Source organism: Glycomyces sambucus, from assembly GCF_900102815.1.
Taxonomy (GTDB): domain Bacteria; phylum Actinomycetota; class Actinomycetes; order Mycobacteriales; family Micromonosporaceae; genus Glycomyces; species Glycomyces sambucus.
In genome coordinates this window covers 657,534-683,272 of record NZ_FNGF01000002.1, presented here as the reverse complement: position 1 = coordinate 683,272, position 25,739 = coordinate 657,534, and the positions used below count along the sequence as shown (strand labels likewise).

Annotated in this window: 25 protein-coding genes; 15 read left to right on the top strand and 10 right to left on the bottom strand. The window is 72.7% G+C overall.

Annotated elements, in window-relative coordinates; genetic code table 11:
- Window positions 1-40 precede the first annotated feature (40 nt).
- From BLS99_RS08315 to BLS99_RS08295, 5 genes are read right to left on the bottom strand one after another with little or no spacing between them, the layout of a single operon-like run.
- Window positions 41-1,036 (bottom strand): zinc-dependent alcohol dehydrogenase family protein, encoded by a 996-nt coding sequence (locus BLS99_RS08315; protein WP_091046721.1) that lies wholly within the window; start codon window positions 1,034-1,036, stop codon window positions 41-43.
- Window positions 1,036-1,878, bottom strand: a complete 843-nt coding sequence (locus tag BLS99_RS08310; protein WP_091046718.1) for a carbohydrate ABC transporter permease — start codon at window positions 1,876-1,878, stop codon at window positions 1,036-1,038. Before BLS99_RS08310 ends, BLS99_RS08315 begins: the two co-directional genes overlap by 1 nt.
- A 1-nt stretch (window position 1,879) precedes the next feature.
- Window positions 1,880-2,812, bottom strand: coding sequence for a carbohydrate ABC transporter permease (locus BLS99_RS08305; protein ID WP_091046714.1), 933 nt, complete (start codon window positions 2,810-2,812; stop codon window positions 1,880-1,882).
- Between the two features lie 3 nt (window positions 2,813-2,815).
- Window positions 2,816-4,171, bottom strand: coding sequence for an ABC transporter substrate-binding protein (locus BLS99_RS08300; protein ID WP_091046711.1), 1,356 nt, complete (start codon window positions 4,169-4,171; stop codon window positions 2,816-2,818).
- A gap of 41 nt (window positions 4,172-4,212) precedes the next feature.
- Window positions 4,213-5,253, bottom strand: a complete 1,041-nt coding sequence (locus BLS99_RS08295) for a LacI family DNA-binding transcriptional regulator (RefSeq protein ID WP_091046707.1) — start codon at window positions 5,251-5,253, stop codon at window positions 4,213-4,215.
- 157 nt (window positions 5,254-5,410) lie between these two features.
- On the opposite strand from BLS99_RS08295, the gene BLS99_RS08290 reads away from it, so the two are divergent.
- The 4 genes from BLS99_RS08290 to BLS99_RS08275 all read left to right on the top strand — a co-directional run bounded on the left by BLS99_RS08290 (window position 5,411) and on the right by BLS99_RS08275 (window position 7,487).
- Window positions 5,411-5,956: a hypothetical protein gene (locus BLS99_RS08290; protein WP_091046704.1), complete on the top strand. Its 546-nt coding sequence runs from the start codon at window positions 5,411-5,413 to the stop codon at window positions 5,954-5,956.
- Window positions 5,957-6,085: 129 nt separating this feature from the next.
- Window positions 6,086-6,637: a hypothetical protein gene (locus BLS99_RS08285; protein WP_176953253.1), complete on the top strand. Its 552-nt coding sequence runs from the start codon at window positions 6,086-6,088 to the stop codon at window positions 6,635-6,637.
- Window positions 6,583-7,068 carry a MarR family winged helix-turn-helix transcriptional regulator gene (locus BLS99_RS08280; RefSeq protein WP_218126356.1) on the top strand — a complete coding sequence of 162 codons (486 nt, stop codon included), beginning with the start codon at window positions 6,583-6,585 and terminating at the stop codon, window positions 7,066-7,068. Before BLS99_RS08285 ends, BLS99_RS08280 begins: the two co-directional genes overlap by 55 nt.
- The gene (locus BLS99_RS08275) at window positions 7,065-7,487 is read left to right on the top strand and encodes an ester cyclase (RefSeq protein ID WP_091046701.1); all 423 of its coding nucleotides are present in this window, start codon (window positions 7,065-7,067) and stop codon (window positions 7,485-7,487) included. Before BLS99_RS08280 ends, BLS99_RS08275 begins: the two co-directional genes overlap by 4 nt.
- Before the next feature lie 119 nt (window positions 7,488-7,606).
- Here BLS99_RS08275 and BLS99_RS08270 read toward each other — a convergent pair whose 3' ends face one another.
- Entirely contained in the window at window positions 7,607-8,287 is a 681-nt protein-coding gene (locus BLS99_RS08270; protein ID WP_091046697.1) for an NUDIX hydrolase, read from the bottom strand.
- Between the two features lie 69 nt (window positions 8,288-8,356).
- On the opposite strand from BLS99_RS08270, the gene BLS99_RS08265 reads away from it, so the two are divergent.
- From BLS99_RS08265 to BLS99_RS08245, 5 genes are all read left to right on the top strand, one after another.
- Entirely contained in the window at window positions 8,357-9,358 is a 1,002-nt protein-coding gene (locus BLS99_RS08265) for an SPFH domain-containing protein (RefSeq protein ID WP_091046694.1), read from the top strand.
- A complete protein-coding gene (locus BLS99_RS26865) occupies window positions 9,355-11,055 on the top strand; it encodes an SDR family oxidoreductase (RefSeq protein WP_091046691.1) in 1,701 nt (566 codons plus the stop codon). Before BLS99_RS08265 ends, BLS99_RS26865 begins: the two co-directional genes overlap by 4 nt.
- Window positions 11,056-11,144: 89 nt before the next feature.
- Entirely contained in the window at window positions 11,145-12,332 is a 1,188-nt protein-coding gene (locus BLS99_RS08255; RefSeq protein WP_091046687.1) for an IS701 family transposase, read from the top strand.
- A 206-nt stretch (window positions 12,333-12,538) separates the two neighbouring features.
- The gene (locus BLS99_RS08250) at window positions 12,539-13,789 is read left to right on the top strand and encodes a family 4 glycosyl hydrolase (RefSeq protein WP_091046683.1); all 1,251 of its coding nucleotides are present in this window, start codon (window positions 12,539-12,541) and stop codon (window positions 13,787-13,789) included.
- Complete coding sequence (locus BLS99_RS08245; protein WP_218126353.1) at window positions 13,786-14,793, top strand: N-acetylglucosamine kinase; 1,008 nt, start codon at window positions 13,786-13,788, stop codon at window positions 14,791-14,793. Before BLS99_RS08250 ends, BLS99_RS08245 begins: the two co-directional genes overlap by 4 nt.
- Here BLS99_RS08245 and BLS99_RS08240 read toward each other — a convergent pair.
- Together BLS99_RS08240 and BLS99_RS08235 are read right to left on the bottom strand one after the other, a co-directional pair.
- Complete coding sequence (locus tag BLS99_RS08240) at window positions 14,790-15,461, bottom strand: DUF998 domain-containing protein (RefSeq protein ID WP_091046676.1); 672 nt, start codon at window positions 15,459-15,461, stop codon at window positions 14,790-14,792. The two genes, BLS99_RS08245 and BLS99_RS08240, sit on opposite strands and share 4 nt — an antisense overlap.
- A gap of 171 nt (window positions 15,462-15,632) precedes the next feature.
- On the bottom strand, window positions 15,633-16,811 hold the full coding sequence (locus tag BLS99_RS08235) for an ROK family transcriptional regulator (protein ID WP_091046673.1): 1,179 nt from the start codon (window positions 16,809-16,811) through the stop codon (window positions 15,633-15,635).
- A 188-nt stretch (window positions 16,812-16,999) separates the two neighbouring features.
- Between BLS99_RS08235 and BLS99_RS08230 the strand changes: the two genes are divergently transcribed.
- From BLS99_RS08230 to BLS99_RS08205, 6 genes are all read left to right on the top strand, one after another.
- Complete coding sequence (locus tag BLS99_RS08230; protein ID WP_091046670.1) at window positions 17,000-18,724, top strand: ABC transporter substrate-binding protein; 1,725 nt, start codon at window positions 17,000-17,002, stop codon at window positions 18,722-18,724.
- A gap of 3 nt (window positions 18,725-18,727) precedes the next feature.
- The gene (locus BLS99_RS08225; protein ID WP_091046667.1) at window positions 18,728-19,735 is read left to right on the top strand and encodes an ABC transporter permease; all 1,008 of its coding nucleotides are present in this window, start codon (window positions 18,728-18,730) and stop codon (window positions 19,733-19,735) included.
- On the top strand, window positions 19,732-20,574 hold the full coding sequence (locus BLS99_RS08220; RefSeq protein WP_091046664.1) for an ABC transporter permease: 843 nt from the start codon (window positions 19,732-19,734) through the stop codon (window positions 20,572-20,574). Before BLS99_RS08225 ends, BLS99_RS08220 begins: the two co-directional genes overlap by 4 nt.
- Complete coding sequence (locus BLS99_RS08215) at window positions 20,571-21,560, top strand: ABC transporter ATP-binding protein (RefSeq protein WP_091046661.1); 990 nt, start codon at window positions 20,571-20,573, stop codon at window positions 21,558-21,560. Before BLS99_RS08220 ends, BLS99_RS08215 begins: the two co-directional genes overlap by 4 nt.
- Window positions 21,550-22,347 carry an ABC transporter ATP-binding protein gene (locus tag BLS99_RS08210; RefSeq protein ID WP_091046657.1) on the top strand — a complete coding sequence of 266 codons (798 nt, stop codon included), beginning with the start codon at window positions 21,550-21,552 and terminating at the stop codon, window positions 22,345-22,347. The genes BLS99_RS08215 and BLS99_RS08210 overlap by 11 nt, the downstream gene beginning before the upstream one ends.
- Before the next feature lie 114 nt (window positions 22,348-22,461).
- The gene (locus tag BLS99_RS08205) at window positions 22,462-23,730 is read left to right on the top strand and encodes a cellulase family glycosylhydrolase (RefSeq protein WP_218126352.1); all 1,269 of its coding nucleotides are present in this window, start codon (window positions 22,462-22,464) and stop codon (window positions 23,728-23,730) included.
- Between the two features lie 198 nt (window positions 23,731-23,928).
- Here the strand turns inward: BLS99_RS08205 and BLS99_RS08200 are convergent, their stop codons facing one another.
- Window positions 23,929-24,573, bottom strand: a complete 645-nt coding sequence (locus BLS99_RS08200; RefSeq protein ID WP_091046654.1) for a response regulator — start codon at window positions 24,571-24,573, stop codon at window positions 23,929-23,931.
- The gene (locus BLS99_RS08195) at window positions 24,570-25,688 is read right to left on the bottom strand and encodes an ATP-binding protein (RefSeq protein WP_091047833.1); all 1,119 of its coding nucleotides are present in this window, start codon (window positions 25,686-25,688) and stop codon (window positions 24,570-24,572) included. The genes BLS99_RS08200 and BLS99_RS08195 overlap by 4 nt, the downstream gene beginning before the upstream one ends.
- Window positions 25,689-25,739 lie beyond the last annotated feature (51 nt).

Here is a 25,739-nt window from a genome sequence, read left to right as displayed (position 1 = left end):
GGCAGGGGCGGGACGGCCTCGCCGTCCCGCCCCGGAGCCCCTACGGCCGGATCTGGAGCTTGCGGCCGTCGCCGCGGCGGAAGCGGTCGACCGCGCCGGCGTACTCGTCGAGGCCGAACGTGTGGCTGATCATCACCTCGGCGTCGATCACGTTGCGCGCCATCAGCTCCACGGCCCGCCCGAAGCTGTGCAGGACGGCCATCGAGCCGACGACGGTGATCTCGTCCTTGTAGACCCGGAACGGCGAGAACGAGGCCGCCGCCTGCTCGGGGGCGACCCCGAACACCTGGAACGTCCCGCCCTTGCGGACCCGCGTGAGGCCGTCCTCGATCGCGGGGACCGCCCCGGTGCAGTCGACGACCACCTCCCAGCCCTCGGGCCGGTCCAGCTCGTCGGCCGACGTGGCGGTCCGGTCGGCGGCCAGCGCCGCGGCGGTGGGGAGGCGGGCGGCGTTGACGTCGACCACCGACACGCTCGCGGCCCCGGCGAACCGCGCGAGCTGGGCCATCATGAGGCCCATCGTCCCGGCCCCGTAGACGAGGTAGTGCTCGCCGAGGCGCCCGGGCAGCAGGTCGAAGCCGTGCACGGCGCACGACAGCGGCTCGATGAGCGGGGCGTGCTCCAGCGGCACGCTCTCGGGCACCGGGTAGCAGTTGCCCACGGGCACCGCGCAGTACTCGGCGGTGGCGCCGGGGGTCCGGATGACCCCCATGGCGTTGTAGCGCTCGCAGAGGTTCCCGCGCCCGATGCGGCAGTAGTGGCACTCCCCGCAGTACAGGTTGGGGTCCACCGCGACGCGGTCGCCGACGGCCAGCTCGGTGACGGCCGAGCCGACCGCCGCGACCGTGCCGGCGAACTCGTGGCCGGGCACGATCGGGTACTCCGAGCCCTCAAGGTGCCCGTCGAGGACGTGGAGGTCGGTGCCGCAGATGCCGACTCCCGACACCGCCACGACCACCTCCCGCGGACCCGGCTCCGGATCGTCCAATGTGGTGGTGGTGATCTTCCGCGGTGCTTCTATGACGACGGCTCGCATCACTTCACGGCTCCCATGGTCAGGCCGCGGACCAGCCACTTCTGCGCGAGCCACCCGGCGAGCACCACCGGGAGCGCGGCCATCGTGGCGGCGGCGGACAGGCGGGCGAGGAACAGGCCCTCGCTGGTGATGAACCCGGTCAGGAACACCGGCACGGTGGCCGCCCGGGTCGAGGTGAGGCTGACGGCGAAGAAGAACTCGTTCCACGCGAAGATGAAGCAGATGAGCGCGGTCGCGGCCAGGCCCGGCGCGATCATCGGCAGGATGATCCGCCGCACCTCCGTGAAGAACCCCGCGCCGTCGATCTTCGCGGCCTCCAGCACCGCCGTCGGCAGTTCCAGCAGGAACGACCGGATCATCCACACCGCGATCGGCAGGTTCATCGCCGTGTACACCAGCGACAGCACCGTGACGTTGTCGAGGACGTCCGCGTTGCTCGCGATGATGTACAGCGGCAGGATGATCGCCGCCGGCGGCATGAACCGGGTCGAGATGAAGAAGAACAGCGAGTCCCGCCACCCCGGCACCGGCCGCAGCGACAGCGCGTACGCCGCGGGCGTCGCCAGCGCGAGCACCAGCAGCGTCGACCCGACCGACGCCATGAGCGAATTCAGCAGGTACGGCGTGAAGTCGCGGCCCAGGATCGCCGCGAACTGGTCCAGTGTGGGCGCGAACAGGAACGTCGGCGGGTCGGTGCTCGCCTGGGCCTCCTGCTTGAAGCCCGAGACGAACATCCACAGCACCGGGAAGAAGAACACCAGGGCCGCGGCCCAGGCCGCGACGCCGACCAGGACGTTCGACGGGCGCGGGCCGCTCCTGCGGCGCTTCGGCTGCGCGGGCATCTCAGCGCTCCTCTCGGAACAGGCCGGAGATGACCCGCAGCGCGAACGAGGCGATGAGGATCGTGCACAGCACGACCACCACCCCGGCCGCGGCCGCCTCGCCGACCTCGAAGGCCCGGAAGGTCACCTGGTAGATGAAGTACGGCAGGTTCGTGGTCGCCTGGCCCGGCCCGCCCTGCGTGATGAGGTAGATCGGGTCGAACGTGTTCACGATGAAGATCGACCCCAGCAGCAGCCCCAGCTCGATGAACCGGCGCAGGTGCGGGAAGGTGATGCGGCGGAACGTCTGGAGCGCGCTCGCGCCGTCGACCCGCGCCGCCTCCAGGACCTCCGGGTCCTGGCTCTGGAGCCCCGCCAGCACGATGAGCATCATGAACGGCGTCCACTGCCACGTGAGCATGAGGACCAGCGAGAACATCGGGTACTCCGACACCCAGTCGACCCGGTCCACCCCGAACGGGGACAGCGCCCAGTTGAGGACCCCGAACAGCGGGTTGAACATCGCGTGCTTCCACACGAGCGCCGCCGCGGCGGGCATCACCAGGAACGGCGTGATCAGGAGCGTCCGGACCACGTTGCGGCCCAGGAACCGCTGGTCCAGCAGCACCGCGAGCGCGACGCCCAGCGCCATCGCCAGCAGCACCACGCCCGCCGTCAGCACGACCGTGTTCACCACGGCCCCGCGGAAGTGCGCGTCGGTGACCACGGCGACGTAGTTGTCGAACCCGGCGAACGCGCTCTCGCCCGGCCGCAGCAGGTTCCGCGACTGCAGGCTGTAGTAGACGGTCACCGCCATCGGCAGCTGCGTGAAGAGCACGACCAGCAGCAGCGCGGGCAGCAGCGGGCCGCGGCGGCTCCAGCGCTCGCCGAGCGGGAGCTTGGGGCCCGGCCCGCGGCGCTCGCGCGCCGGGGCCGGGGGAGCGGTGGCGGTCATCGTTCAGCCGCCCTGGTAGCCGCCGCTTTGCGCGGTCTCCTCGGCGTACTGCTGCGCCTTCGCCAGGGCCTCCTCGACCGTCTGGTTCCCGGCGATCGCCGCCGAGATCTCCTGGCCGACCTTGGTGCCCAGGTCCTGGAACTCGGGGATGGTGATGTACTGGACCCCGGCCCAGTGCTGCTCGTACAGGCCGGGTTTCGTGACGTTCACGTTCGCGATCTGGTCGAGCGTCGGCTGCGCGTACGCCGCCGCGGCCTCCTGGTACTCGGGGATCTCGTACGTGGAGGCGCGGCTGCCCGGCGGGACGCGCGTCCAGCCCAGCTCCTCGCCGACCAGCCCGATGTACTCCTTCGAGGTCGCCCACGACATGAACTCCCAGGCGGCGTCCTTGTGCTGGGAGGTCTCCGGGAGCGCGAGGTTCCACGCCCACAGCCAGCCCGAGTGCTCGGTCTCCATGACCGGGGCGGGCGCGTAGCCCATGAGCCCGGCCGCGTCGGAGGACGCGGGGTCCTCCAGCACCGAGGCGCCCACGGTGGCGTCGAACCACATCGCGGCGTTGCCCTGGCTGGTGGCGGTCAGGCACTCGGAGAACCCGGCGTTCGCGGCGCCGTCCTCTCCGTAGTCCCGCACCAGGTCCACGTAGAACTGGACGGCGGCGGTCGTCTCGGGGCTGGTGAGCTGCGCGTTCCAGTCCTCGTCGTACCAGCGGCCCCCGAAGGTGTGGATCATGGTGTTCAGCGGCGCGAGGTTCTCGCCCCACCCGGCCAGGCCCCGCAGGCAGATCCCGGCCACGTCGTTCGCCGGGTCGTCGAGCTGCGCGGCGAGGTCGGCGACCTCGGTCCAGGTCGGGTTCGCGGGCATGGTGAGCCCCTTGGCCTCGAAGAGGTCCTTGCGGTACATCAGGAACGAGGACTCGCCGTAGAACGGGACCGCGTACAGGCCGTCCTCGTAGGTGACGGCCTCGCGGATCGGCGCGAGCAGGTCGTCCACGTCGTAGTCGGGGTCGGCGGCGTACTCGTCGAGGTTCGCGAGCCAGCCGTTCTCGGCCCAGATCGGCGTCTCGTAGGTGCCGATCGTGACGACGTCGTACTGGCCCGACCCGGTCGCGATGTCCTGGGTGACCTTGTCGCGCAGCTCGTTCTCGGGGAGGATCACGAACTGGACGTCGATGCCGGTCTCCTCCTCGAAGACCGCGGACAGCTCCTCGATGTCCTGCATCTGCGGGTTGGCGACGGTGGCGACGGTGAGCGTGTCCGCGTCGTCGCCGCCTCCACCGCCGGCGCCCGAGCAGGCGCCGGCGGCCATGACCGCCGCGAGTCCCGCGGCGAGAGCGATTCTGGTGCGTGCGGAGGGTTGCATCTGGGGACCTCCTTGTCCTCGATGTGGCAGGGCGTATGCGGTTAGGCCGAGGCGGGGATCTCCCCGGACTCCCTCGGGACGAGCCGGACGGCGACCGTGGTCCGCCGGTAGGGGGCGCCGGGCGCGTCGAGGCGCTCGAAGAGCATCCGGGCCGCGCTGGCGCCGAGGGCCGCCGTGTCCTGCGCGACCACGGTGAGCGCGGGCCGGAGCAGGTCGGCGAGTTCGATGTCGTCGAAGGCGATGCACGCGACGCGGTCGCGCGCGCCGAGTTCCTGGAGGGCGTGGACCGCGCCGATGGTGACGAGGTTGTTGCCGCACACGAGCGCGGTGGGGGCCGGGTCGAGGCCGCACACCTCCAGGGCGGCGGCGTGGGCCTGGACGCTGTCGCGCAGGCCGGTGCGCACGTACCGCCGGTCGGCCTCCCCGCGCAGCTCCTCCATGGCGGACCTGAAGCCCGCCAGGCGCTGCGCGGCGGTGTAGACCGACTGCCGGTCGCCGAGGAACGCGATCCGCTCGTGCCCGCGGGCGGCGAGGTGGCGCACCGCGGCGGCGGTGCCGGCGGCGTTGTCCGAGACCACGGTGTCGGCCTTGAAGCGCCTGCCGGGGCGGTCGACGAAGACGACAGGGACCCCGTGCGCGCGTTCGTAGTCCAGATAGGACTGGTCGGCTCCGGAGGGGACGATGATGAGGCCGTCGACGAGGCGGGACCCGAACTCCTGCACCAGGGTGCGCTCGCGGGCCGGGTCGCCGTCGCTGGACCCGACCAGGACCAGGTGCGCGCGCTCGGCGGCGTAGTCCTGGATGGCGCGGGTGACGCTGGAGGCGAAGGGGTTGGCGAGGTCCTCCACGACGAGGCCGATCGAGGCCGTGCGGCGGTCGCGGCGGCGGATGCTGGAGGCGATCGTGTTGCGGCGGTAGCCGAGCGACTCGACGGCCCGGCGGACGCGGTCCTTCGTCCCGGGGCTGACCCCGGGTTCGTCGTTGAGGACGCGCGAGACGGTCTTGATGCCGACCTCGGCCAGTGCGGCGACGTCCTTGATCGTCGGGGCCCGCCGGTCGTCCTGGCCGTCCACTCGCGTCATGCCGCCCCTTCGCGTCGCCTGCTGCGGGAACCGATGACAACGTTGCCGACAACGTTGTCATCCGGGACCTGAACCTAACACGGCATTCATGCATAGTCAACGATCGATTCCCGCCTCCGCGGTCCGTCGCGCCCCTTCCGTCCAATACCCTTGCGGCATGAGCAAACTCGAACAACTCACCCCGAAGGCCGCGAACCGCGGGCGCACGCTGATCGCGGCCCTGCTGTCGCTCCCGGCCGTCCTCGCCCTCGTCGCCCTCGCCCCGGCCGCCGCGCACGGCGCCCCGGCCGCGGACCACTGCGTGGTCAACCTCGTCACCGACGAGGTGAGCTGCGCGGCGACGCAGGCCGCGGCGTTCGCCGAGGACCGCGCCGCCTCGGCCGAGGCCGGGGTCCTCGCCGACACCGTGCTCATCACCATGTACGACCGCACGAACTACGACCCGGCCGGCGGCACCCGCTCCTTCGTCGCCACCAACTACACCTGCACCGCCGCGTACTCCCCGGTCGAGTTCAGCGTCGACTACCTCGACGCGGCCGGCTGGAGCAACCGCGCCAGCTCCGTGCACACGTACCGCTCGTGCGACATCAAGCTCTGGGACACCGTGACCCTCTCGGGCGCCTCGTCGACCTGGATCGACAACCTCGCCAACCTCGACACCATCGGCTGGAGCAACCGCGCCGGCTCCTACCAGATCAGCTAGCGTCCCGGCGGTGCCCGCCCTCCGGGGCGGGCACCGCGCCCGCGGCCCCGGGGGAGCAGCCGCGGCGACCGCCGGTGCCTTTACGCTGGACCGGCCCCGCCGACCGCGCCGACGACTTCGAGGACTCCCATGACCGACGCGACCATGGACGCCATCGCGAAGGCCGTCGCCGACGGCCACACCGGCGACCCCGAGGGCGCGAAGGCCCGGCTGCTGGCGATGTGGGAGGCCGCGGGCCCCGACGGCGACCCGCTCCACCGCTGCACGCTCGCGCACCACCTCGCCGACCTGTACGCCGACCCGGCCGAGGCCCTGGCCTGGGACGTCCGCGCGCTCGACGCCGCCGACGCCCTCACCGACGAGCGCACAGGCGCCCACCACCCCGGCCTCAAGGCCGCGGGGCTGTACCCCTCGCTGCACCTCAACCTCGCCGAGGGCTACCGCCGCCTCGCCTCCTTCGACGCGGCCCGCCGCCACATCGCCGCCGCGCAGGACAGCGCCGCGATCCTCGCCGACGACCCGTACGGGCAGCTCATCTCCGAGGCCATCGCCCGCACCGCGGCCGCGATCGCCGAGGAGCGCACCGATTTAGTGAACCTGCTTCACTATGATGTACACTCATCATCATGGTGGAACGCGAAGCGGGCGACATCGCGATGCTGGGCAGGCTCCTGGAGCTGACGGTCATCCTGAACGCCGACATGGAGCGCATGTTCGCGCGCGAAGGGCTCACGCAGTCGCGCACCCACCTGCTGTGGCTGGTGCACCAGGACGGCCCCGCGACGCAGCGGCACCTCGCCGAGGCGCTGGGGGTCTCCGCGCGCAACGTCACCGGACTGGTCGACGCGATGGTCGAGACCGGCTTCGTCACCAGGGAGCCGCACCCCACCGACCGCCGTGCGACCCTCGTGACGCTCACCGGCCGCGGCGCCGACACGGCCCGATCACTGGAGCGCGGCCAGGGCGAGTTCGCGGCGCTGCTCTTCGGGGACCTCTCCGAAGCGGAGCGCGACCGGCTGGGCCGCGGCCTCGACCACGTGATCGACCGGCTCAAGGCCGCGGTCCTCGCCGAGGAGCCGCAGGCCCCCGACGACACCAGGGAGCGACCATGACGACCGAGACCGCCACCGAAGCCAACGTCGACCTCGTCCGCAGGGCGTTCGACGCGTTCAACGAGTCCGACCTGGACGCGACGCTCGCGTTCCTGACCGAGGACTTCGCCATCAACATCGCCGGCATGCCCTATCAGGAGCGCGGCCTCGAAGCCTGGTCGCGGAACTTCCGGACCATGCACGACGCCTTCCCGGGCATCCGCGCCGACGTCCACGACATCTTCGGCGCCGGCGACAAGGTCACCGTGCGCCTCACCTTCAGCGGGAAGCACACCCGCGAGTTCCTCGGCATGGCGCCGACCGGCCGCGAGGTCGAGTACACGAGCATCGAGATCTACCGGATCGAGGACGGCCGGCTCGCCGAGGAGTGGATCTGCTCCGACACCGCCACGCTCATGCGCCAGCTCGCCGGCGAGTGAGGCGCGGGCGGGGGCCGCATCGGTCCCCGCCCGTCCCGAAGCACCGCACCGCAGGACCGCACCGCACCGCACCGCATCGCATCGCACGAGGCACAGCAGGTCCGCGCCAGGCGCGGCCGTCAGCCGTCGAGCCTGCGGCGCAGGAGCGGCGGGTTGAGGAGGGACGCCTCGCCGCGGCGGTAGAGCCGCGCGGGCCTGCCGGTGCCGCCCTCGGTCGCGCCCCCGGTCGGGTCGATGAAGCCGGGGGTGGTGGTCGCCTTGCGGTGGAAGTTGCGCGGGTCGATCGACTCGCCCCAGACCGCCTCGTAGACCTGCCGCAGCGCGGCGACGGTGAACTCGGGCGGGCAGAACGCCGCCGCGAGCGGCGTGTACTCCAGTTTGGAGCGGGCCCGCTCGATCCCGTCGGCGAGGATGCGGTCGTGGTCGAACGCCAGACCCGTCTGGCCCACCGGCCGCCACTCGGCCTCCGCCGCGTCGGTGCCCGCCGTCGGGGCCGGCAGGTCGGGCAGGAGCGCGAGGTAGGCCACCGTGACGACGCGGCCGCGCGGGTCCCGTTCGGGCGCACCGTAACTGGCGAGCTGTTCGAGGTGCCCGCCCGGCCCGTCCAGGCCCGTCTCCTCGGCGAGCTCGCGCCGTGCGGCCGTCGCCAGGTCCTCGTCGGCGAGCACGAACCCGCCCGGCAGGGCCCACCGGTCCAGGAACGGCTCGCACCCGCGCCGCACCAGCAGCACCTGCAGCTCGCCCTCCCTGACCGTCAGCACCACCAGGTCGACCGTGACCGCGAACACCGGATAACTCATTATCACCACCTTGACGATAAGCTATCACGACGATTATCGTCAAGGTGACGAGAAAAGGAGGCCCTCCCCATGGCCGACACCACCAGGCTCCTGTTCCTGCGCCACCTCCGCGGCACCCCCACCATCTGGGTCCGCTTCCAGCAGCGCGGCCGCACCCGCAGTGAGGGCACCGGCCGGTCGTTCTGGTACCGCCCCCTCACCGCCGTGCTCTCCGAAGTGCCCGTGGACGACCGCGAACTCCCGCTCATGTTCCACGCCCGCACCGCCGACTTCGCCGACGTCACCGTCCAGGCCACCGTCACCTACCGCATCGCCGACCCCGCCCTCGCCGCCACCCGCCTCGACTTCTCCGTCGACCCCTACCGCGGCCAGGCCCGCGCCCGCCCTCTGGACCAGATCGCCACCCTCCTCACCGAACTCGCCCAGCAGCCCGCACTCGACCTCCTCGCCCGCGTCCCCCTCGCCGACGCCCTCACCACGACCATCACCGAGATCCGCGAGACCGTCGCCGCCGCCCTCGCCGCCGAGGCCCGCCTCAGCGACGTCGGCGTCGAGGTCGTCAGCGCCCGCGTCGTCGCCATCCGCCCCGAGCCCGAACTGGAACGGTCCCTCCAGACTCCCACCCGCGAAGCCGTCCAGCAGGACGCCGACAAGGCCACCTACGCCCGCCGCGCCCAGGCCGTCGAGCAGGAGCGCGCCATCGCCGAGAACGAGCTCCAGAACAAGATCGAACTTGCCCGCCGCGAGCAGCAGCTCGTCGAGCAGAAGGGCGCCAACGACCGCCGCAAGGCCGAACTCGCCGCCGCCGCCGACCTCGCCGCCGCCCAGGGCACCGCCGAGAAGGCCCGCACCCTCGCCGCCGCCCAGGCCGACCGCGTCCGCGGCGTCGGCAGCGCCGAGGCCGACGCCGAAGCCGCCCGCATGGCCGTCTACCGCGACCTCCCCGTCGCCGTCCTCCAGGCCCTCGCCCTCCGCGAGATCGCCGGCCACCTCCCCGAGATCGGCCAGCTCACCATCACCCCCGACCTCCTCACCGGCGCCCTCGCCCGCCTCGCGGACGGCGACCGGTGAGCGCCACCCTCGCCCCCCGGGTCGTGGTCGTCAGCCGCCGCAGCGAACTCGACGAACTCCTCGTCCGCCACGGCACCCGCGCCGCCGCCGCCCACTTCCTGCGCCAGCGCGGGCGCGACCTCGACGAGGTCACCGCCCGCCACCACGCCCTCGACGCCGCCCTCACCGCCGTCGACGCCGCGGTCCCCGCCGACTGGCGCCGCGGCGCCGTCGACCGCGACGACCTGCCCCGCTTCCTCTTCGGCCCCGAGGACATCGTCGTCGCCGTCGGCCAGGACGGCCTCGTCGCCAACCTCGCCAAGTACCTCGCCGACCAGCCGGTGGTCGGCGTCGACCCCGAACCCGGTCGCAACGCGGGCGTCCTCGTCCGCTTCGGCGCCGACGAGGTCGCCCGCGCCCTCAAGGCCGTGAACGACGAGAGCGCCGCCGTCCTGGCGCTCTCGATGGTCGCCGCCCGCCTCGACGACGGCCAGGAGATCAACGGCCTCAACGAGGTCTACGCCGGCCACGCCGGGCACCAGTCCGCCCGCTACCGCCTCGTCGACGCCGGCGGCCGCGGCGAGCGCCAGTCCTCCTCCGGCGTCCTCGTCGGCACCGGCGCCGGCGCCACCGGCTGGAGCGCCTCCATCGCGTCCGAACGCGACCGCCGCGAGATCCTGCCGCCCTTCGAGGCCGACGCCCTGTCCTGGTTCGTCAGGGAGGCGTGGCCCTCGCCCGCCACCGGCACCACCCTCAGCGCCGGCGTCCTCGGCAAGGGGGAGGAGCTGCGGATCGTCTGCGAGAGCGAGCGACTGGTCGTCTTCGCCGACGGCGTCGAGTCCGACCACCTCACCGTCACCTGGGGGCAGCAGGTCGCCATCGGCCTCGCCGACCGCCGCCTCCACCTCGTCGTGCCGCGAGCGGCCCGTCGCATCCGGTTACGGCCCAGCGGCTCCCGGCGCTACGGTAAGCCGATGAACCGATTCGAAGGCAAGGTCGCCGTCGTCACCGGCGGGGCGAAGGGCATCGGAGCGGCCTGCACGGCCCGGCTCGCGCGAGAGGGGGCGGTCGTGTACGTCGCCGACACTGACGAGGCGGCCGGGGACCGGATCACCGCCGAGACCGAGGGCACCGTCCACTTCAGACGCACCGACGCCGCCAGCGCCGCCGACTGGGAGGCGCTGGCGGCCGACGCGCTCGCCGCCCACGGGCGCGTCGACGTGCTGGTGTCCAACGCGTTCGCCTCCGTCCTCGGTGCGCCCCACGAACTCGCCGAACCGGACTGGGACCTCACGCTCGACGTGACCCTCAAGGCCGCGTACCTCGGCGTCAAGGCCCTCATCGCGCCGCTGCGGGAGGCCCGCGGCTCGGTCGTGGCCGTCTCCTCGGTCCACGCCCACCGCTCGCACCCCGGCTACACCGCCTACGCCGCGGCCAAGGGCGGGCTGAGCGCGCTGATGCGCCAGCTCGCCGTCGAGTACGCCCCCGAGGTCCGGTTCAACTCGGTCGCACCGGGACCGATCTACACCACGCACTGGGCCGACACCTCCGCGGAGGAGATCGTGCGCGCCGGCGAGGGCACGCTGGTCGGCCGGATCGGCCGCCCCGACGAGGTCGCTGCGGCCGTCGCGTACCTCGCCTCGGACGAGGCCAGCTACGTCACCGGCGCCGAGCTCCCGGTCGACGGCGGCTGGCTCGCCTTCAAGCACGCGCCGTAGCGCGCCGAACGGGAGCGCCGCCGGTTCGCGAACCCCGGGGTGAAACTGGGGCGAAAGCCGCTTTCCGTGACTTTCTACAATTGCAATCGATGATCGAAGACGTTGCACCCCAAGAGATCACGAGCTGGCGCTCACGATTGGACGAGGTTTTCTCTACGATGGCGGGACTGTTCGGCAGAGTGGAGCTCCGGCGCCGGGCGAGGTCCTACCTCGTCGGCCTGCTCTCGCCCCTGGAACGCAAGACCGGATGGCAGCTCGCCGCGGCCGCCGGCGACCCCACACCGGTTCGCGTGCAGCACTTCCTGAGCCGTGCCGTGTGGTCCGCGGACCTCGTGCGCGACGCGCTGCGCACCTACGCCGCCGCGAACCTCGCGGGCCCCGGCGGCGCGCTCGTGGTCGACGAGACCGGGTTCCCCAAGCGCGGGCCCTCCTCCGCCGGCGTGCAGCGGCAGTACCTGCACGCCACCGGGAGAACGGAGAACTGCCAGGTCGGGATCTTCCTCGCCTACGTAGGGGAGCGCGGTTCGGCGCTCATCGACCGCGAGCTCTACCTGCCGCCCTCGTGGGCCGAGGACCCCGACCGCTGCACCGCCGCGGGCGTCCCCGCGGGGCGCGTCGCCGCAGGGGCCCTGGCGAAACCGCGCCTCGCCGAGGCGATGATCGGGCGCGCGGTGGCCGCCGGGGTGGAGGCCGGCTGGGTCGCCGCGGACGCGACCTACGGCCGCGACAGCGCGTTCCTGGCGTTCCTGTCCTCGCGGCGCCTGCCGTACGTGGTCGAGGTGCCGCTGACGCAGACGCTCCCGGAGTCCGACGCGAGCGGCCGGGTCGACGTCCTCGCCAGCGGCGCCCCCGCATCGGCGTGGCACCGGATGCCGCCCCGTCCGGGCGGTTGCGCTGCGGGCGAACACGAATGGGCCTGGGCGACCCTGCCCGCGGCCGACGACCTCCCGCCGGGGTTCGTGCGGACCCTGCTGGTGCGCCGCTCGACCCAGCGCCCCGCCGAACTCGTGTACTACCTCTGCTTCCACGCCGACGCGGTGCGGCGCGAGGAGATCGTCCGCACCGCCGAGGCCCGCCGCGCGATGGCCGCCTGCCTCCTGGCCGCGAAGGCCGAATGCGGGCTCGACCACTACCAGGTCCGCCGGTGGGAGGGGTGGTACCGGCACGTGACGCTGGCGATGCTCGCCCACGCGTTCCTCGCCGTCACCACCGCCGCCGACCGCGCTCCGGGGGAGCTGGGCGTTTCCGAAGGGCCCCGGGCGATCCGCTGGCGCTGAACACCACGGCGCGGGAACGAAATAGGGTTCCGGGGACGGCGGCCCGCCGTCCCCGGAATGCAATGAGAGTTATATCGACACCGAGGCAATCGGCCTCTCTCGGGGGACTCGCGTCCGATTCGCACGTTGACATCGATGAGTTAGTTAGTTAACCTGACTATTTATGACGGCCGTCCCCCGGCCGGTCGACGACCGAGAGGACCCTGATGAAGATCGCCGTGGTCGGTGGCGGATCCACCTACACCCCTGAGCTCGCCGAAGGCTTCGGCGCCAACGCCGCCGCCCTCGGCATCGACGAGGTCGTCCTCGTCGACCCGGCCGCGGACAAGCTCGCGGTCATCGGCCCGCTCGTGCGCCGCATCGTGCGCCGCCACGGGAGCGAGGCCCGCGTCGCCTGGACCGACGACCTCGACCGGGGTGTCGAGGGCGCCTCCCTCGTCCTGCTCCAGCTCCGCGTCGGCGGGCAGCAGGCCCGGATCGGGGACGAGGCGTTCCCGCTCGAATGCGGCTGCGTCGGCCAGGAGACCACCGGTGCCGGCGGCCTCGCGAAGGCCCTGCGCACCATCCCGGTCGCGCTGTCGATCGCCGAGCGGGTGCGCGAACTCGCCGCGCCCGGCGCGTGGATCGTGGACTTCACCAACCCAGTCGGCATGGTCACCCGGGCGCTCCTGGACGCGGGCCATCGCGCGATCGGCCTGTGTAACGTCGCGATCGGGTTCCAGCGCCGCTTCGCCGGGCTCCTCGGGCGCGCGCCCGAGGAGGTCGTGCTCGACCACGTCGGCCTCAACCACCTCACCTGGGAGACCGGCGTCCGCGTCGACGGCCGCGACGTCCTCCCCGAACTCTTCGCGAAGCACCGCGCGGCCCTCGCCGACGAGGTCGACCTCCCCGAGGCCGTCTTCGCCGACGGGCTCGTGCCCTCCTACTACCTGCGCTACTACTACGGCCACGACCAGGAGGTCGAGCGGCTGCGCACCGCGCCCTCGCGCGGCCAGGAGGTCGCCCGGATCGAGGCCGAACTCTGGGAGGTCTACCGGGACGACACCCTCGACCACAAGCCCGAGCAGCTGTCGCGGCGCGGCGGCGCCTACTACTCAGAGGCGGCCGTGGCGCTCATGCGCTCGCTGCTCACCGAGGACGGCGCCGTCCACGCCGTCAACGTGCGCAACGACGGCTTCCTGCCGTATTTGCCCGACGAGGCCGTCATCGAGGTGTCCGCGATCGTGGACGCCGCGATCACCCCCGCGGTCCGGACCCCGCTCGGCCCGCGCCAGCGCGGGCTCGTCGCGGCCGTCTCCGCCTACGAGGAGCTGGGCGTGGCCGCCGCGGTCCACGGCGGCGAGCGCCGCGTCTACGAGGCGCTGCTGGCGCACCCGCTGGTCGGCCAGCACGACCTGGCCGAGGGCCTGACGCGCCGCCTCATCGCGACCGGGCGGGACCACCTGCCTTGGGCGTGAACGGGACCCGCGCCTTCGTCGCCGTCGACGGGGGCAACTCGAAGACCGATGTGGTGGCCGCGACCGACGACGGCCGCGTCCACGCCTACGTGCGGACCGGCACCACCTCGCCGCACCGGCTGGGCTACCGCGAGTCGGTCGACCTGCTGGGCAAGCTGATCGAGATCGTCCGCAGCGAGGCCGGCTGGGGGAGCGGCACGCCGCTGGCGCGCGTGGACGCCCTCCTGGCCGGGGCGGACCTGCCCGTCGAGGTGGAGCGGCTGAACGCCGACGCCCGCTCGCGCGGGTGGGCCGAGCGGGTGCGCCTCGACAACGACACGTTCGCGCTGCTGCGCGCGGGGACCGGCGACCGGAACGCGGTCGCGGTGATCTGCGGGGCGGGCATGAACAGCGTGGGCCGCAACGCGGCCGGCGAGTGGTCCCGGTTCCCGGCCCTGGGGCCGATCACCGGCGACTGGGGCGGCGGCGAGGACCTGGGCGACGCCGCGCTGTTCCACGCCGCGCGCGGCGAGGACGGCCGCGGGCCGGCGACGGCGCTCGGCGCGGCCGTCATGGCGCACTTCGGGACCGGCACGGTGGAGGAGGCCGCGATCGGCCTCCACCTGGGGCGGTTCGAGCGCGACCTGGTCCACGGCCTGGTGCCGCGGCTGTTCGCGGCCGCCGAGGCCGGGGACGCGTGCGCGGTCGAAGTCGTGGCGCGCCAGGCCGAGGAGATCACGGCGATGGTCCGGGTCTCGGTGCGCCGGCTCGGACTCGGCAAGTCGCCGTTCACGATCGTGGGCGGGGGCGGGGTCCTCGCGGCGGCGCCCGCGGTGCTGCTGGGGCACCTGGAGCCGCGCCTGGCCGCGGAGTTCCCGCTCGCGGTGTACACCTCGCTCCACCGGCCTCCGGTCCTCGGCGCCGCCTGGTCGGCGCTGGATGCGCTGACCGGTGCGAGCGCGGGCCCGGCGCACGACCGCCTCGGCGAGGAGATCGCCGCGCGCGAGCCGGTCCGGGTGCTCTAGGGACCGTCCTCGCCGTCCGCTTCCGGTGCGCGCCGGAGGAGTCGGACGGCGAGGGCCGTCGTCCACGTGAAGCCGACGAGGAGCGACGCCCGCTGGTAGAGGCCGGCGTGTGCCGCGAACGAGTCGTGTTGGCCGAACCCGAGGCTCGCCAGGACCAGCAGGACCCCGAAGGCCGCGACCGTGAGGACCGAGTACACCGCCCAGGGCCGGTCGGTCAGTTCGGTGCGCGTGCCGAGGACGAGTCCGGCGGCCATGAGGGCGGCGAAGGCGAGCATCGAGCAGACGTCGTGCAGGGCCCCGGCGGTCGTGTACTCGGAGAGGATCTCAGGGGTGCCCGGCGGGTAGCCGCCGACCGGGTCGGACTCGAAGACGCCCGCGCCGATGAGCCCGATGCCCCACGCGGCCAGCAGGATCGGGCCCCACACCGCCGAACCGCGGGCCGGAGCGAGCGCCCGGCGGACGCCGAGCGCGAGCGCGACGGTGAGCAGGCCGGTGAGGACGAAGTTCGCGACCTGGACCCAGCCGTGCCCGCCGATGGCCAGGGAGCTGATCGGGTGCCGGACCGGGTCGTACCCGGCGCGCACGAGGCTCTGCACCGTTGCGGCGGTGAGGAACAGCGGCCCAGCGGCGGCGCCGGACAACAGGAGTCCCCGTGTGGACGAACGCATGGGCGCCTCCTGAGGAGCGATGGTGCCCTTCAGCGTAGGCAGCGCAAGGCGTTGGCACAGGTGCCGTTCGTCAGGGTTGCTCCGCAGGCCCGCCCGTCGGTGTCGCTTCTCAGTGCCTCTCCGCATTGCCTCCCGTCAGTGCCGTTCACTCTGGGGGACAGACTGGATCGCTCAGCGCTGCTCGGGCAGCGCCGCGTCGAGCACGCGGGCCTTGAGGTCGTCGTAGGCCAGGTCGAGGACGCCGATGGCGACGGCGTCGCCGTAGACCGCCGAGGGCAGGATGCGGTCGGCGAGGGCGCCGGCGCGGCGCCGGACGGCCTCGACCAGGGTCTCGCCGCCCGCGCGGGCGATCTCGCCGCCCAGGACCAGGCTCGGCGGGTCGAGCAGGCTGGTGAGCAGGTGGAGTGCCCCGGCGACGCGCTCGGCGTACTCGTCGATGAAGCCGTCGGCGCCGGTCTTGACGCCCGCGGCCATGACGGCGACGGCGTCGGCGCCGCGCACGCCGTGCTCGCGGCCGATCGCGACGACGGCGGGGGCGCCGATCCAGTCCTGGTAGGTCGGGTCGTCGGGTCCGTTGCGGTCGGGGCGGATCGGCACGTAGCCGAGTTCGCCCGCGGCGCCGCGGGAGCCGACGACGAGTCCACTGGTGAGGTCGATGCCCGAGCCGATGCCCTCGCGGCCGAGCCACAGCAGCACGAGCCCGCCGGAGACGGCGGGGTTGCGGCGCTCGGCGACGGTGGCGGCGTTGACGTCGTTGTGGATGGTGACCGGGCAGCCCATGTAGGTCTCGATCGCCTCGCGCATGCGCACTTCGGGGGCGCCGGGGAGGTCGGCGTACCCGATGGTGTCGTTGTCGGCGTCGTACGCGCCGGGGACGGCCAGGTGGACCACGGCGACGCGCTCGCGGTCGATCTCGGCGTCCCTGACGGTGGCGCCGAGCATGTTCTGGACGGCGCGGTCGACGGGCACGGCGGTGAAGTCGATCCGGCGGGTCGAGGAGGCCCGTTCGCGCCCTTTGAGGTCGCGTACGGCGACGGTGACGCCGTCGGGCTCGTGGAGGGTCACGGCGGCGGCGAAGGCGTGGTCGGCGTTGACGGAGTACACCTCGGCGCGGGGGCCGACCTGCTTGGCGGTGGTGCGCCCGAGGGTGACGGCGAGCCCGGCCTCGAACAGCCGCAGCATCACCTGGGAGGCCGTGGGCTTGGCCAGGCCGGTGAGCTTGCGCAGCTCCACGCGGGTGAGCGTGTCGTTCTCCAGCAGGTGGTAGAGCGCGGCGCGCTCGTTGATGGTGCGCAGCAGGTGCGAGGACCCGGAGGGGACCGGGGAGTCCGGCGTGCCGTTCGTTCGCATGGGCGTCCTTCTTCGTGTGCGCAGGTGACCGGGCGTGCGGCGAAATTCTCGGCGCCGATGTTGACCCGGGGGCTCGCTGAGTATACTATCGGCGCTTATAAGTTAGTAATCTTATCTAACTATTAAACTCCTCGTCGACGCCGTACACACCTGGCGACCCCTCCGTCGCCCCGAGCAAGGGACACCGCATGACCTACCGCCCCGGCCGCCCCAGCCGCCGCTTCCTCCTCCAGGCGTCCGCCGCCGTCGGCGCCGGCGGCCTCCTCGCCGCCTGCACCGGGACCGGCGGCGCCTCCGGCACCGCCACGGTCCTCTACACCGCCGGCCTCCAGGACGGCGAGCCCGCGAACTTCAACCCCCTGGGCTGGACCGCCGCCTGGCCGGTCGGCAACTACGCCGTCCACCTCTACGAGACGCTCTTCAACTTCAACCTCCTCACCGGCGAGTCCGAACCGCTCCTCGCCTCCGGCATCGCCTGGGAGGGGAACACCGGCACCGTGACCCTCCAGGAGGGCACCACCTGGCAGGACGGCACCGCGCTCACCAGCGCCGACGTCGTCGCCACCTTCGCCCTCGGCGACCGCAACGAGGGCATCGCCTACGGCGACATCCACACCTACGTCGACGCCGTCGAGGCCCCCGACGACCGCACGATCGCGTTCACCCTCAACGCCGCGCGCCCCCAGCGCCTGCGCCTGATGGACCTGCTCTGCTTCACGTACATCCTCCCCAAGCACCTGTGGGACGGGGTCGCCGACGCCGAGCTCACCGAGTTCGCCAACACCGAGCCCGTCGGCTCCGGCCCCTACAGGCTGGAGTCCTACACCCACCAGGACGTCACCCTCGCCCGCCACGAGGACTACTGGGGCGCCGCCGTCCACGGCAAGCCCGTCCCCGAGAAGGTCGTCCACGCGACCTACGAGGGCAACGACGCCGCCAACCTCTCGTTCCAGAACGGCGACATCGACCTCTCCGCCTACTTCCTGCCGCGCGTCAACGAGCTGTGGGAGGACAAGGACCTGCCGGTCAAGACCTGGGAGCCCGACGCCCCCTACCACCTGCCCGGCTCCATCCCGATGCTCATCATCAACACCACCACCGGGCCCCTCGCCGACGCGCGCGTGCGCCGCGCGCTCGCCCACGCCATCGACTACGCCAAGATCGCCGAGAGCGCCATGGCCGGCATGAGCGACCCCGCCCAGGCCAGCGTCATCCTCCCCGAGGGCGCCGAGAGCGTCCACTTCAACGCCGAGGCCGCGGCCGCCGGCTGGTCCTACGACCCCGCCGAGGCCGCCCGCATCCTCGAAGAGGAGGTGGGCGCCGCCAAGGGCGACGACGGGATCTACGTCCTGCCCGACGGCACCCGCCTCGGCCCGTTCAAGGCCGCCACCCCGCAGGGCTGGACCGACTGGAACGCCGCCCTCGACATCGTCGCCACCACCGCCACCGCGGCCGGCATCGAGGTCGCCACCGAGTTCAGCGACTTCTCCGAGGTCAACGACAACCTCGGCAACGGCGCTTTCGACATGGTCCTGTGGTACGTCTCGGACGTCGCCCCCTCCAGCCCCTGGTCGCGCATCCGGGACCTCATCGACGACCGCGACGTGCCGCCCGTGGGCGAGATGGCCTTCTGGAACTTCGGGCGCTTCCACCACGACGACGTCCCCGCGCTCCTCGACGAGGCCGCCACCGCCGCCGACCCCGCAGGGGCCACCGCCGCCTACACCGCGCTCGACGACATCATCCGCGCCGAGGCCCCCGCCATCCCGCTCATGTACCGCCCCCTGGAGTTCTACCAGTTCTCAGAGAAGAACTGGACGGGCTTCCCCACCAAGGAGGACCCGTACTGCGCGCCCATGCAGGGCATGACCGGCATCCAGATCCTCTCCAAGATCACCCCGGTCGAGCAGTAGGACATGGCCCTCCTCCGCCACATCCTCTCCAAGCTGGGCTGGTACGCCGCGGCCTTCGCCGCGGCGCTGGCGCTCAACTTCTTCCTGCCGCGACTGCTCCCGGGCAACCCCGTCGACACGCTCATCGGGCAGGCGCTGCGCGGGCACGCCTCCTCCGAGACCAAGCAGCGCGTCTACGAGACCTACGTCGCCGAGTTCGGGCTCGACCAGGGCCTGTGGTCCCAGTTCCTCACCTACATCGGCAAGACGCTGCAAGGGGACTTCGGCACCTCGTTCAGCCGCTACCCCGCCGAGGTCGCCACCATGATCGGCGACGCCCTGCCCTGGACCATCGCGCTCCAGCTCCCGGCGGTCCTGCTCGGCTGGATCATCGGGAACCTGGTCGGCGCCGTCGCCGCCTACCGCCGCGGCGGCTTCGACCGGAGCGTCTACCTCTCCAGCCTGTTCCTCACCGCCGCCCCCTACTACTGCCTCGCGGTGCTGCTGCTCTACGGCCTCGCCGTCGCCCTCCCGCTGTTCCCCACCGGGGGCGGGTGGTCCTTCGGCAACAGCCCCGAGTGGTCCGCGATGTTCGCCGTGGACGCGGTCTCGCACTGGTTCCTGCCGTTCCTGTCCCTGCTGCTGGTCTTCATCGGCGGGCAGGCGATCGGCATGCGCTCCATGGCCGTCTACGAGGTCGACGCCGACTACGTGCGCTTCGCCGAGAGCTTCGGCCTCCCCGACCGCAAGATCGTCGGCTACATCTTCCGCAACGGCATGCTCCCGCAGATCACCGGACTCGCGCTCGCCATCGGCACCCTCGTCGGCGGCGCGCTCCTCACCGAGATCGTGTTCTCCTACCCGGGGATCGGGACGCTCCTGTACGACGCCATCCTCAACAAGGACTACCCGGTCATCCAGGCCGTCACCCTGCTCGTCCTCATCGTCGTGCTCGTCGCGAACTTCCTCGTCGACGTCCTCTACGGCCTCATCGACCCGCGCATCCGCGCCGCTGAAAGGGGCGAACGGTGAAGGCGCTCAAGGCACTCCCGGCCCGATTCCACATCGCCGCCGCGGTCTTCCTGCTCATCGCCGCCGCCGGCGTCGCCGGACCCCTCGCCGCGACCGCCGGCCCCGGCGACCTCCTCGGCGGCCCGTTCGTGCCGCCCGGCGCCGACTTCCTCCTCGGCACCGACCACCTCGGCCGGTCCGTCGGCGTCCAGCTCGTCCACGGCATCCGCACCTCCCTCTACATCGGCCTCCTCGCCGGCGTCGCCGGGACCGTCCTCGGCGTCCTCATCGGCACCCTCGCCGGCTACCGCGGCGGCCTCGCCGACGAGATCCTCATGGGGCTCACCAACATCATGATCACCGTCCCGGCGATCATCGTGCTCCTGCTGCTGTCCATCAGCCTCGACACGCGCTCGGTCACCGTCATGGGGATCTGCATCGGCGCCGTCTCCTGGCCCTGGACCGCCCGAGCCGTCCGCTCCCAGATCGCGAGCCTGCGCCAGAGGGAGCACGTCGACATCGCGCGCCTCTCCGGCTCGCGCACCTGGCGGATCATCGCCGTCGAACTGCTGCCGTACATGATGTCCTACATCGTCATGGCCTTCGTCATCCAGCTCTACGGCGCCATCCTCGCCGAAGCGGCCCTGAGCCTCCTCGGCCTCGGCCCCTCCGGCACCGCCTCCCTCGGCGTGATGCTCCACTGGGCCATCGCCTGGGAGTCCATCCGCGGCGGCCAGTGGTGGGTCTTCCTGACCCCCACCGTGTTCATCACCGCGATCACCTTCTCCCTCCTCCTCGTCCAGTCGAGCCTCGACACGGTCTTCAACCCGCGCCTGCGGGTCGGAAAGGCGGCCCGGTGACCCTCGCGAGCATCACCAACCTCTCCGCCCACTACACCGCGGGCGACCAGCGCTTCCACGCGCTCGACGACGTCGCCCTCGACGTGCGGCCGGGCCAGGTCCTCGGCGTGGTCGGCGAATCGGGGTGCGGCAAGTCCACGATGGCCTCGGTCCTGTCGCTCAACCCCGGGCCGTCCCTGCGCGTCACCTCCGGCACCCTCGCCATCGGCGGGCGCGACGTCGACCTCACCGACACCGCCTCCCACCGCGCCCTGCGCGGCGGCACCGTCGCCCTCCTCCCGCAGGGCGCCCTCAACGCGCTCAACCCCACCCGCCGGGTCGGGGCCATGGCGCACGACATCCTCGCCGCCGGGGACCGGCGCATCACCCGCGCGGAGTCCCTGCGGCGCACCGCCGCCCGCCTCGAAGCCCTCGAACTGCCGCCCCGGGTCCTGCGCGCCTACCCGCACCAGCTCTCCGGCGGCATGCGCCAGCGCGTCGTCACCGCGCTGGCGACCCTGCGCAACCCGCGGCTGCTGGTCGCCGACGAGCCCTCCTCGGCCCTGGACGTGTCCTCGCAGCGGCTCCTGGTGGACCTGCTGCGCCGCCTCGTCGCCGACGGGCTCGTGGAGGGCATCGTGTTCATCACCCACGACGTGGCACTGCTCTCCGAGCTCGCCGACCGCATCGCCGTCATGTACGCGGGCCGGGTCGTCGAGGAGGCCCCCGCGAAGGACCTCGTCGCCGCCCCGCGCCATCCGTACGCCCAGGCGCTGCTCGCCTCGGTCCTGGTGCCCGAACCGGGCACGCGCGGACACCGGGTCACCGGCATCCCCGGGGCCCCGCCCGACCTGCGCGCGCCGATCCCCGGATGCCCGTTCGCCCCCCGCTGCGCCCACGCCCTCGACCGCTGCGCGGACGAGCGCCCGCCGCGCCTCGTCATCGGCGAGCGCGACGACTCCTGCTGGCGCAGCGCCGAGGCCGAGGAGGCCGCCCATGTCCGCTGACACGACCGCCCCGGAGCTCCTGCGCACCGCGGGCCTGACGAAGGTCTTCGGCCGCGGCAGGGACGAGGTGCGCGCCGTCGACGGCGTCGACCTGAGCCTGCGCCGCGGCGAGGTCACCGCCCTGGTCGGGCAGAGCGGCTCGGGCAAGAGCACGCTCGGCCGGCTGCTGCTGCGGCTCATGGACCCCACCGCGGGCCGCGTCGCCTTCGACGGCCGCGACGTCACCGGCGTCAAGGGTGCGGCCCGCCGCGACTACTGGCGCGAGGTCCAGGCGGTGTTCCAGGACCCGTTCGCGGCCTTCCACCAGTACCGGCGCGTCGAGGCGACCCTCGCGACCGCGTTGCAGCTCATGCCGTCCGAGGCCCGCGCCGCCGGGCGCGAGGCGATGGGGGAGGCGCTGGCGGCGGTCGGGCTCGACCCGGTCGAGACGCTGGCGAAGCGCCCGCACGAGCTCTCGGGCGGGCAGCGCCAGCGCGTCATGCTCGCGCGGGCGCTGATGCTGCGCCCGCGGCTGCTCATCGCCGACGAGGCGACGTCCATGCTGGACGCCTCGGTGCGGGTGACGGTGCTCAACCTCCTGGCGGACCTGCGCGACGAGCGGGGGATGACGGTGCTGTTCGTGACCCACGACCTGGGGCAGGCGTACTACCTCGCCGACCGGATCGCGGTGATGCACCGCGGCCGCATCGTGGAGTCGGGCACCGCCGAGCAGGTCGTGGGCGGACCGGAGCACGCGTACACGCGCTCGCTCCTGGCCGACGTGCCGAAGCTCCACCGGGGCGCCTGAGCCGGGGCCGCGAATCCGACAATATTGGTACTAATCAATCTATTGACTCGTATTCGCGGTCCCCGTAAGGTGATCAATAGATAGTAATACTGCCTAACTATTGAGGAGGAGTCCATGTCGCTCCCACCCCGCCGCAAGCGGCTCTTCGGCCTGCTCGCGGTCCTCGCCGCCGTCGCGGTGATCGCCCCGCTCGGCATCGGCGCCGCCTCGGGCGAGCAGAACGACGGTCCCGGCACCGCCGACGGCCAGGTCGCGGCCGCGGCGACCCCGACCGCCGAGCACGGTCAGCTGTCCGTGTGCGGCACCACGCTGTGCGACGAGTCCGGGAACCCGGTCCAGCTGCGCGGCATGAGCACCCACGGCCTCCAGTGGTACTCCCAGTGCGTCAACGACGCGTCCCTCGACGCCCTCGCCTACGACTGGGGCGCCGACATCGTGCGGTTGTCGATGTACATCCAGGAGGGCGGCTACGAGACCGACCCCGAGGGCTTCACCCAGCGCATGCACGACCTCATCGACGAGGTGACCGCGCGCGGCCAGTACGTCATCGTGGACTGGCACATGCTCAGCCCCGGCGACCCGCACTTCAACCTGGCGCGGGCCAAGACGTTCTTCGCCGAGATCGCGAGCGAGCACGGCGACCAGGACAACATCTTCTACGAGGTCGCGAACGAGCCGAGCGGCGTCGCGTGGTCGCGGATCAAGTCCTACCACGAGCAGATCATCCCCGTGATCCGCCAGTACGACCAGGACGGGATCATCCTGCTCGGCACCCCCGACTGGTCCTCCCTGGGGCTCTCCGGCGGCTCGAACGAGCAGGAGGTCATCGACAACCAGGTGAACGCCGCGAACATCATGTACACCTTCCACTTCTACGCCGCCTCGCACGACGACTGGTACCTCGACGGGCTCTCCCGCGCCGCGGACGAGATCCCCATGTTCGTCACCGAGTTCGGCACGCAGGAGTACACCGGCGACGGCCCGAACGACTTCGCGATGGCCCAGCGCTACCTCGACCTCATGGAGGACAAGGGCATCAGCTGGGTCAACTGGAACTACTCCGACGACCACCGCACGGGAGCGGCGTTCGAGCCCGGCACCTGCCCCGGCGGCCCCTTCACCGGCGCCGGCGGGAACCTCAAGGAGGCGGGGGAGTGGATCCGGGACGCGATCCTCGACGGCGGCACCAGCTCCCCGCCCACCGAGGAGCCGACCGAGGAGGAGACCACCGCGGCCCCCTCCGGCACCTGGAAGTCCGGCACCGCGTACGCCGTCGGCGCCACGGTCACCTACGGCGGCACCACCTACCGCTGCCTCCAGGCGCACACCGCGCTGACCGGCTGGGAGCCCCCGAACGTCCCCGCCCTGTGGGCGAGGGCCTGACCCGCTGACCCGCGGGGGCGCCGCCCCCGCCGCACACCGCCCGCGATCCGGTGAGGGCCCGGATCGCGGGCGTCTCCCTTGCACGGGCACGCCTGTCCCGCAGCGGTTCTCGTCGCGGCCGTGCTCCCCGCATCCCGAGTCCCGGAAGCCCGATCCCGCAGAAGCCCGCTCTCTCAGAGACCCCGCTCCCTTCGAGGCTCAGTCGAGCAGGCCGTGGTGCAGCGCCCGCAGCACCGCCCGGGTCCGGTCCCGCGTGCCGAGCTTGAGCAGGACGCCGGAGACGTGGTTCTTCACCGTCCCCTCGGCCAGGAACAGGGACTCGGCGATCTCGCGGTTGCTGAACCCGGCGGCCAGGAGCCGCAGCACGTCCAGCTCCCGCCCGGTCAGCGGCTGCGGCGGCGGCTCGGACCCGCTCGCGTCCGGCACCGCCCCCAGCGACCGCAGCATCCGGTCGGTGATCGCCGGGCGCAGCATCATCCGCCCCGCGGCGAGCTCCCGGACCGCGCTCACCAGCCGCGCCAGCGTCACGTCCTTGAGCAGGTAGCCCCGGGCGCCCGCCCGGATCGCCGCCAGCGCCAGCTCGTCGTCGTCGAACGTCGTCAGCACCAGCACCGGCACCTCGATCCCGCTCTCGCGCAGCGCGTGCAGCGTCCAGATCCCGTCGTGGCGGGGCATCCGCAGGTCCAGCAGCACCACGTCGGGCCGGCTCTCGCCGATCGCCGCCAGCGCCGCCATCCCGTCGTCGGCCTCGGCCACCACCTCGACCGCGTCGCTCAGGTCCAGCAGCCGCTTGACGCCCTGGCGCACCAGGTGCTGGTCGTCCACGAGGCACACCCGGATCACCGCGGCACCGCCGCCCGCACCCGGAACCCGGCCGCGCCCGAGAACCCGACCGACCCGCCGAGGGCCTCGATCCGCTCGGCCATGCCCCGCAGCCCGTTCCCCGGCGCGAAGCCCGGATCGCCCGGCCCGTCGTCGTGCGCCTCGAAGACGATCCGGTCCCCCTCGGCCCCGATGCCGATCCACAGGTGCTCGGCCCGCGCGTGCCGGATCGCGTTCGTGACGACCTCCTGCACGCACCGCACCAGCGCCCGCGCCACCTCCGGGTCGGCGTCCACCGCGTCGTCGATCCGCAGGTGCACCACCGGCTCCGGCAGGTCCGCGACCACCGACGCCAGCGTCTCGCGCAGCGGGGGACCGGACCGGCGCATCTCGCCCACAGTGGACCGCACGTCGGCCAGGAGCTGCCCTGTGACCTCCTTGGCCCGCGCGATCGGCTCGGCCGCACCGGGATCGGCCCGGTGCGAGGCGATCTCCAGCTCCAGCGACAGCACCGTCAACTGGTGCCCCACCGCGTCGTGCAGCTCCCGGGCGATCCGCAGCCGCTCGTCGGTCCGGCTCGCCTCCGCCTGGAGCGCCGACGCCGCCTGCAACTGCACGTGGGCCTCGGCGAGGCGCCGCCGCGAACGGATGTCGCTCAGATGCGCGTGCACGCTCATGACGCTCGCGGCCTGGAGCATCAGGTACAGGACCGCGACCATCCCGACCTCCAGGGACGTCTCGGCGATCCGCGCGCTCGCGAGCGCGATCACGACCGTGTTCGCCGCGATCACCGCCGCCGACACGCGCAGCGGCACCCGGTAGGCGCTCACCGCGACCCCGAGCACCAGCAGGATAGGCGTCCAGCCCGTGCGCGGCGCGCTGAGCACGAGCACCTGCGCCAGCACCGTCTGCGCGACCAGCGCCGCCGCCACGACCCGGCGCGGGGCCAGGTCCACCAGCCACATCGACACCAGGAACGCGACCGCGAAGCCCGCGTACGCCGCGAGCCACCAGATCGCCGGAAGGTCCCCGATCCCGCGGCCCTGCGCCATCGCGATCACCACGGGCACGGGCACGGCCAGGCACACCAGGGTCACGCAGACCCCGCCCCACACGTCCGCCGTGAACCGCTGCATGCGGTTCAGCATAGGCGCGCACGGCGCCCTCCCGCCCCTGCCGGAAGTCAC

Excerpts from the sequence above, each read along its gene's own strand:
- BLS99_RS08315 (WP_091046721.1), bottom strand. The coding sequence starts at position 1,036 with ATGCGAGCCGTCGTCATAGAAGCACCGCGGAAGATCACCACCACCACA.
- BLS99_RS08310 (WP_091046718.1), bottom strand. The coding sequence starts at position 1,878 with ATGCCCGCGCAGCCGAAGCGCCGCAGGAGCGGCCCGCGCCCGTCGAAC.
- BLS99_RS08305 (WP_091046714.1), bottom strand. The coding sequence starts at position 2,812 with ATGACCGCCACCGCTCCCCCGGCCCCGGCGCGCGAGCGCCGCGGGCCG.
- BLS99_RS08300 (WP_091046711.1), bottom strand. The coding sequence starts at position 4,171 with ATGCAACCCTCCGCACGCACCAGAATCGCTCTCGCCGCGGGACTCGCG.
- BLS99_RS08295 (WP_091046707.1), bottom strand. The coding sequence starts at position 5,253 with ATGACGCGAGTGGACGGCCAGGACGACCGGCGGGCCCCGACGATCAAG.
- BLS99_RS08290 (WP_091046704.1), top strand. The coding sequence starts at position 5,411 with ATGAGCAAACTCGAACAACTCACCCCGAAGGCCGCGAACCGCGGGCGC.
- BLS99_RS08285 (WP_176953253.1), top strand. The coding sequence starts at position 6,086 with ATGACCGACGCGACCATGGACGCCATCGCGAAGGCCGTCGCCGACGGC.
- BLS99_RS08280 (WP_218126356.1), top strand. The coding sequence starts at position 6,583 with ATGGTGGAACGCGAAGCGGGCGACATCGCGATGCTGGGCAGGCTCCTG.
- BLS99_RS08275 (WP_091046701.1), top strand. The coding sequence starts at position 7,065 with ATGACGACCGAGACCGCCACCGAAGCCAACGTCGACCTCGTCCGCAGG.
- BLS99_RS08270 (WP_091046697.1), bottom strand. The coding sequence starts at position 8,287 with ATGAGTTATCCGGTGTTCGCGGTCACGGTCGACCTGGTGGTGCTGACG.
- BLS99_RS08265 (WP_091046694.1), top strand. The coding sequence starts at position 8,357 with ATGGCCGACACCACCAGGCTCCTGTTCCTGCGCCACCTCCGCGGCACC.
- BLS99_RS08255 (WP_091046687.1), top strand. The coding sequence starts at position 11,145 with ATGATCGAAGACGTTGCACCCCAAGAGATCACGAGCTGGCGCTCACGA.
- BLS99_RS08250 (WP_091046683.1), top strand. The coding sequence starts at position 12,539 with ATGAAGATCGCCGTGGTCGGTGGCGGATCCACCTACACCCCTGAGCTC.
- BLS99_RS08240 (WP_091046676.1), bottom strand. The coding sequence starts at position 15,461 with ATGCGTTCGTCCACACGGGGACTCCTGTTGTCCGGCGCCGCCGCTGGG.
- BLS99_RS08235 (WP_091046673.1), bottom strand. The coding sequence starts at position 16,811 with ATGCGAACGAACGGCACGCCGGACTCCCCGGTCCCCTCCGGGTCCTCG.
- BLS99_RS08230 (WP_091046670.1), top strand. The coding sequence starts at position 17,000 with ATGACCTACCGCCCCGGCCGCCCCAGCCGCCGCTTCCTCCTCCAGGCG.
- BLS99_RS08225 (WP_091046667.1), top strand. The coding sequence starts at position 18,728 with ATGGCCCTCCTCCGCCACATCCTCTCCAAGCTGGGCTGGTACGCCGCG.
- BLS99_RS08210 (WP_091046657.1), top strand. The coding sequence starts at position 21,550 with ATGTCCGCTGACACGACCGCCCCGGAGCTCCTGCGCACCGCGGGCCTG.
- BLS99_RS08205 (WP_218126352.1), top strand. The coding sequence starts at position 22,462 with ATGTCGCTCCCACCCCGCCGCAAGCGGCTCTTCGGCCTGCTCGCGGTC.
- BLS99_RS08195 (WP_091047833.1), bottom strand. The coding sequence starts at position 25,688 with ATGCAGCGGTTCACGGCGGACGTGTGGGGCGGGGTCTGCGTGACCCTG.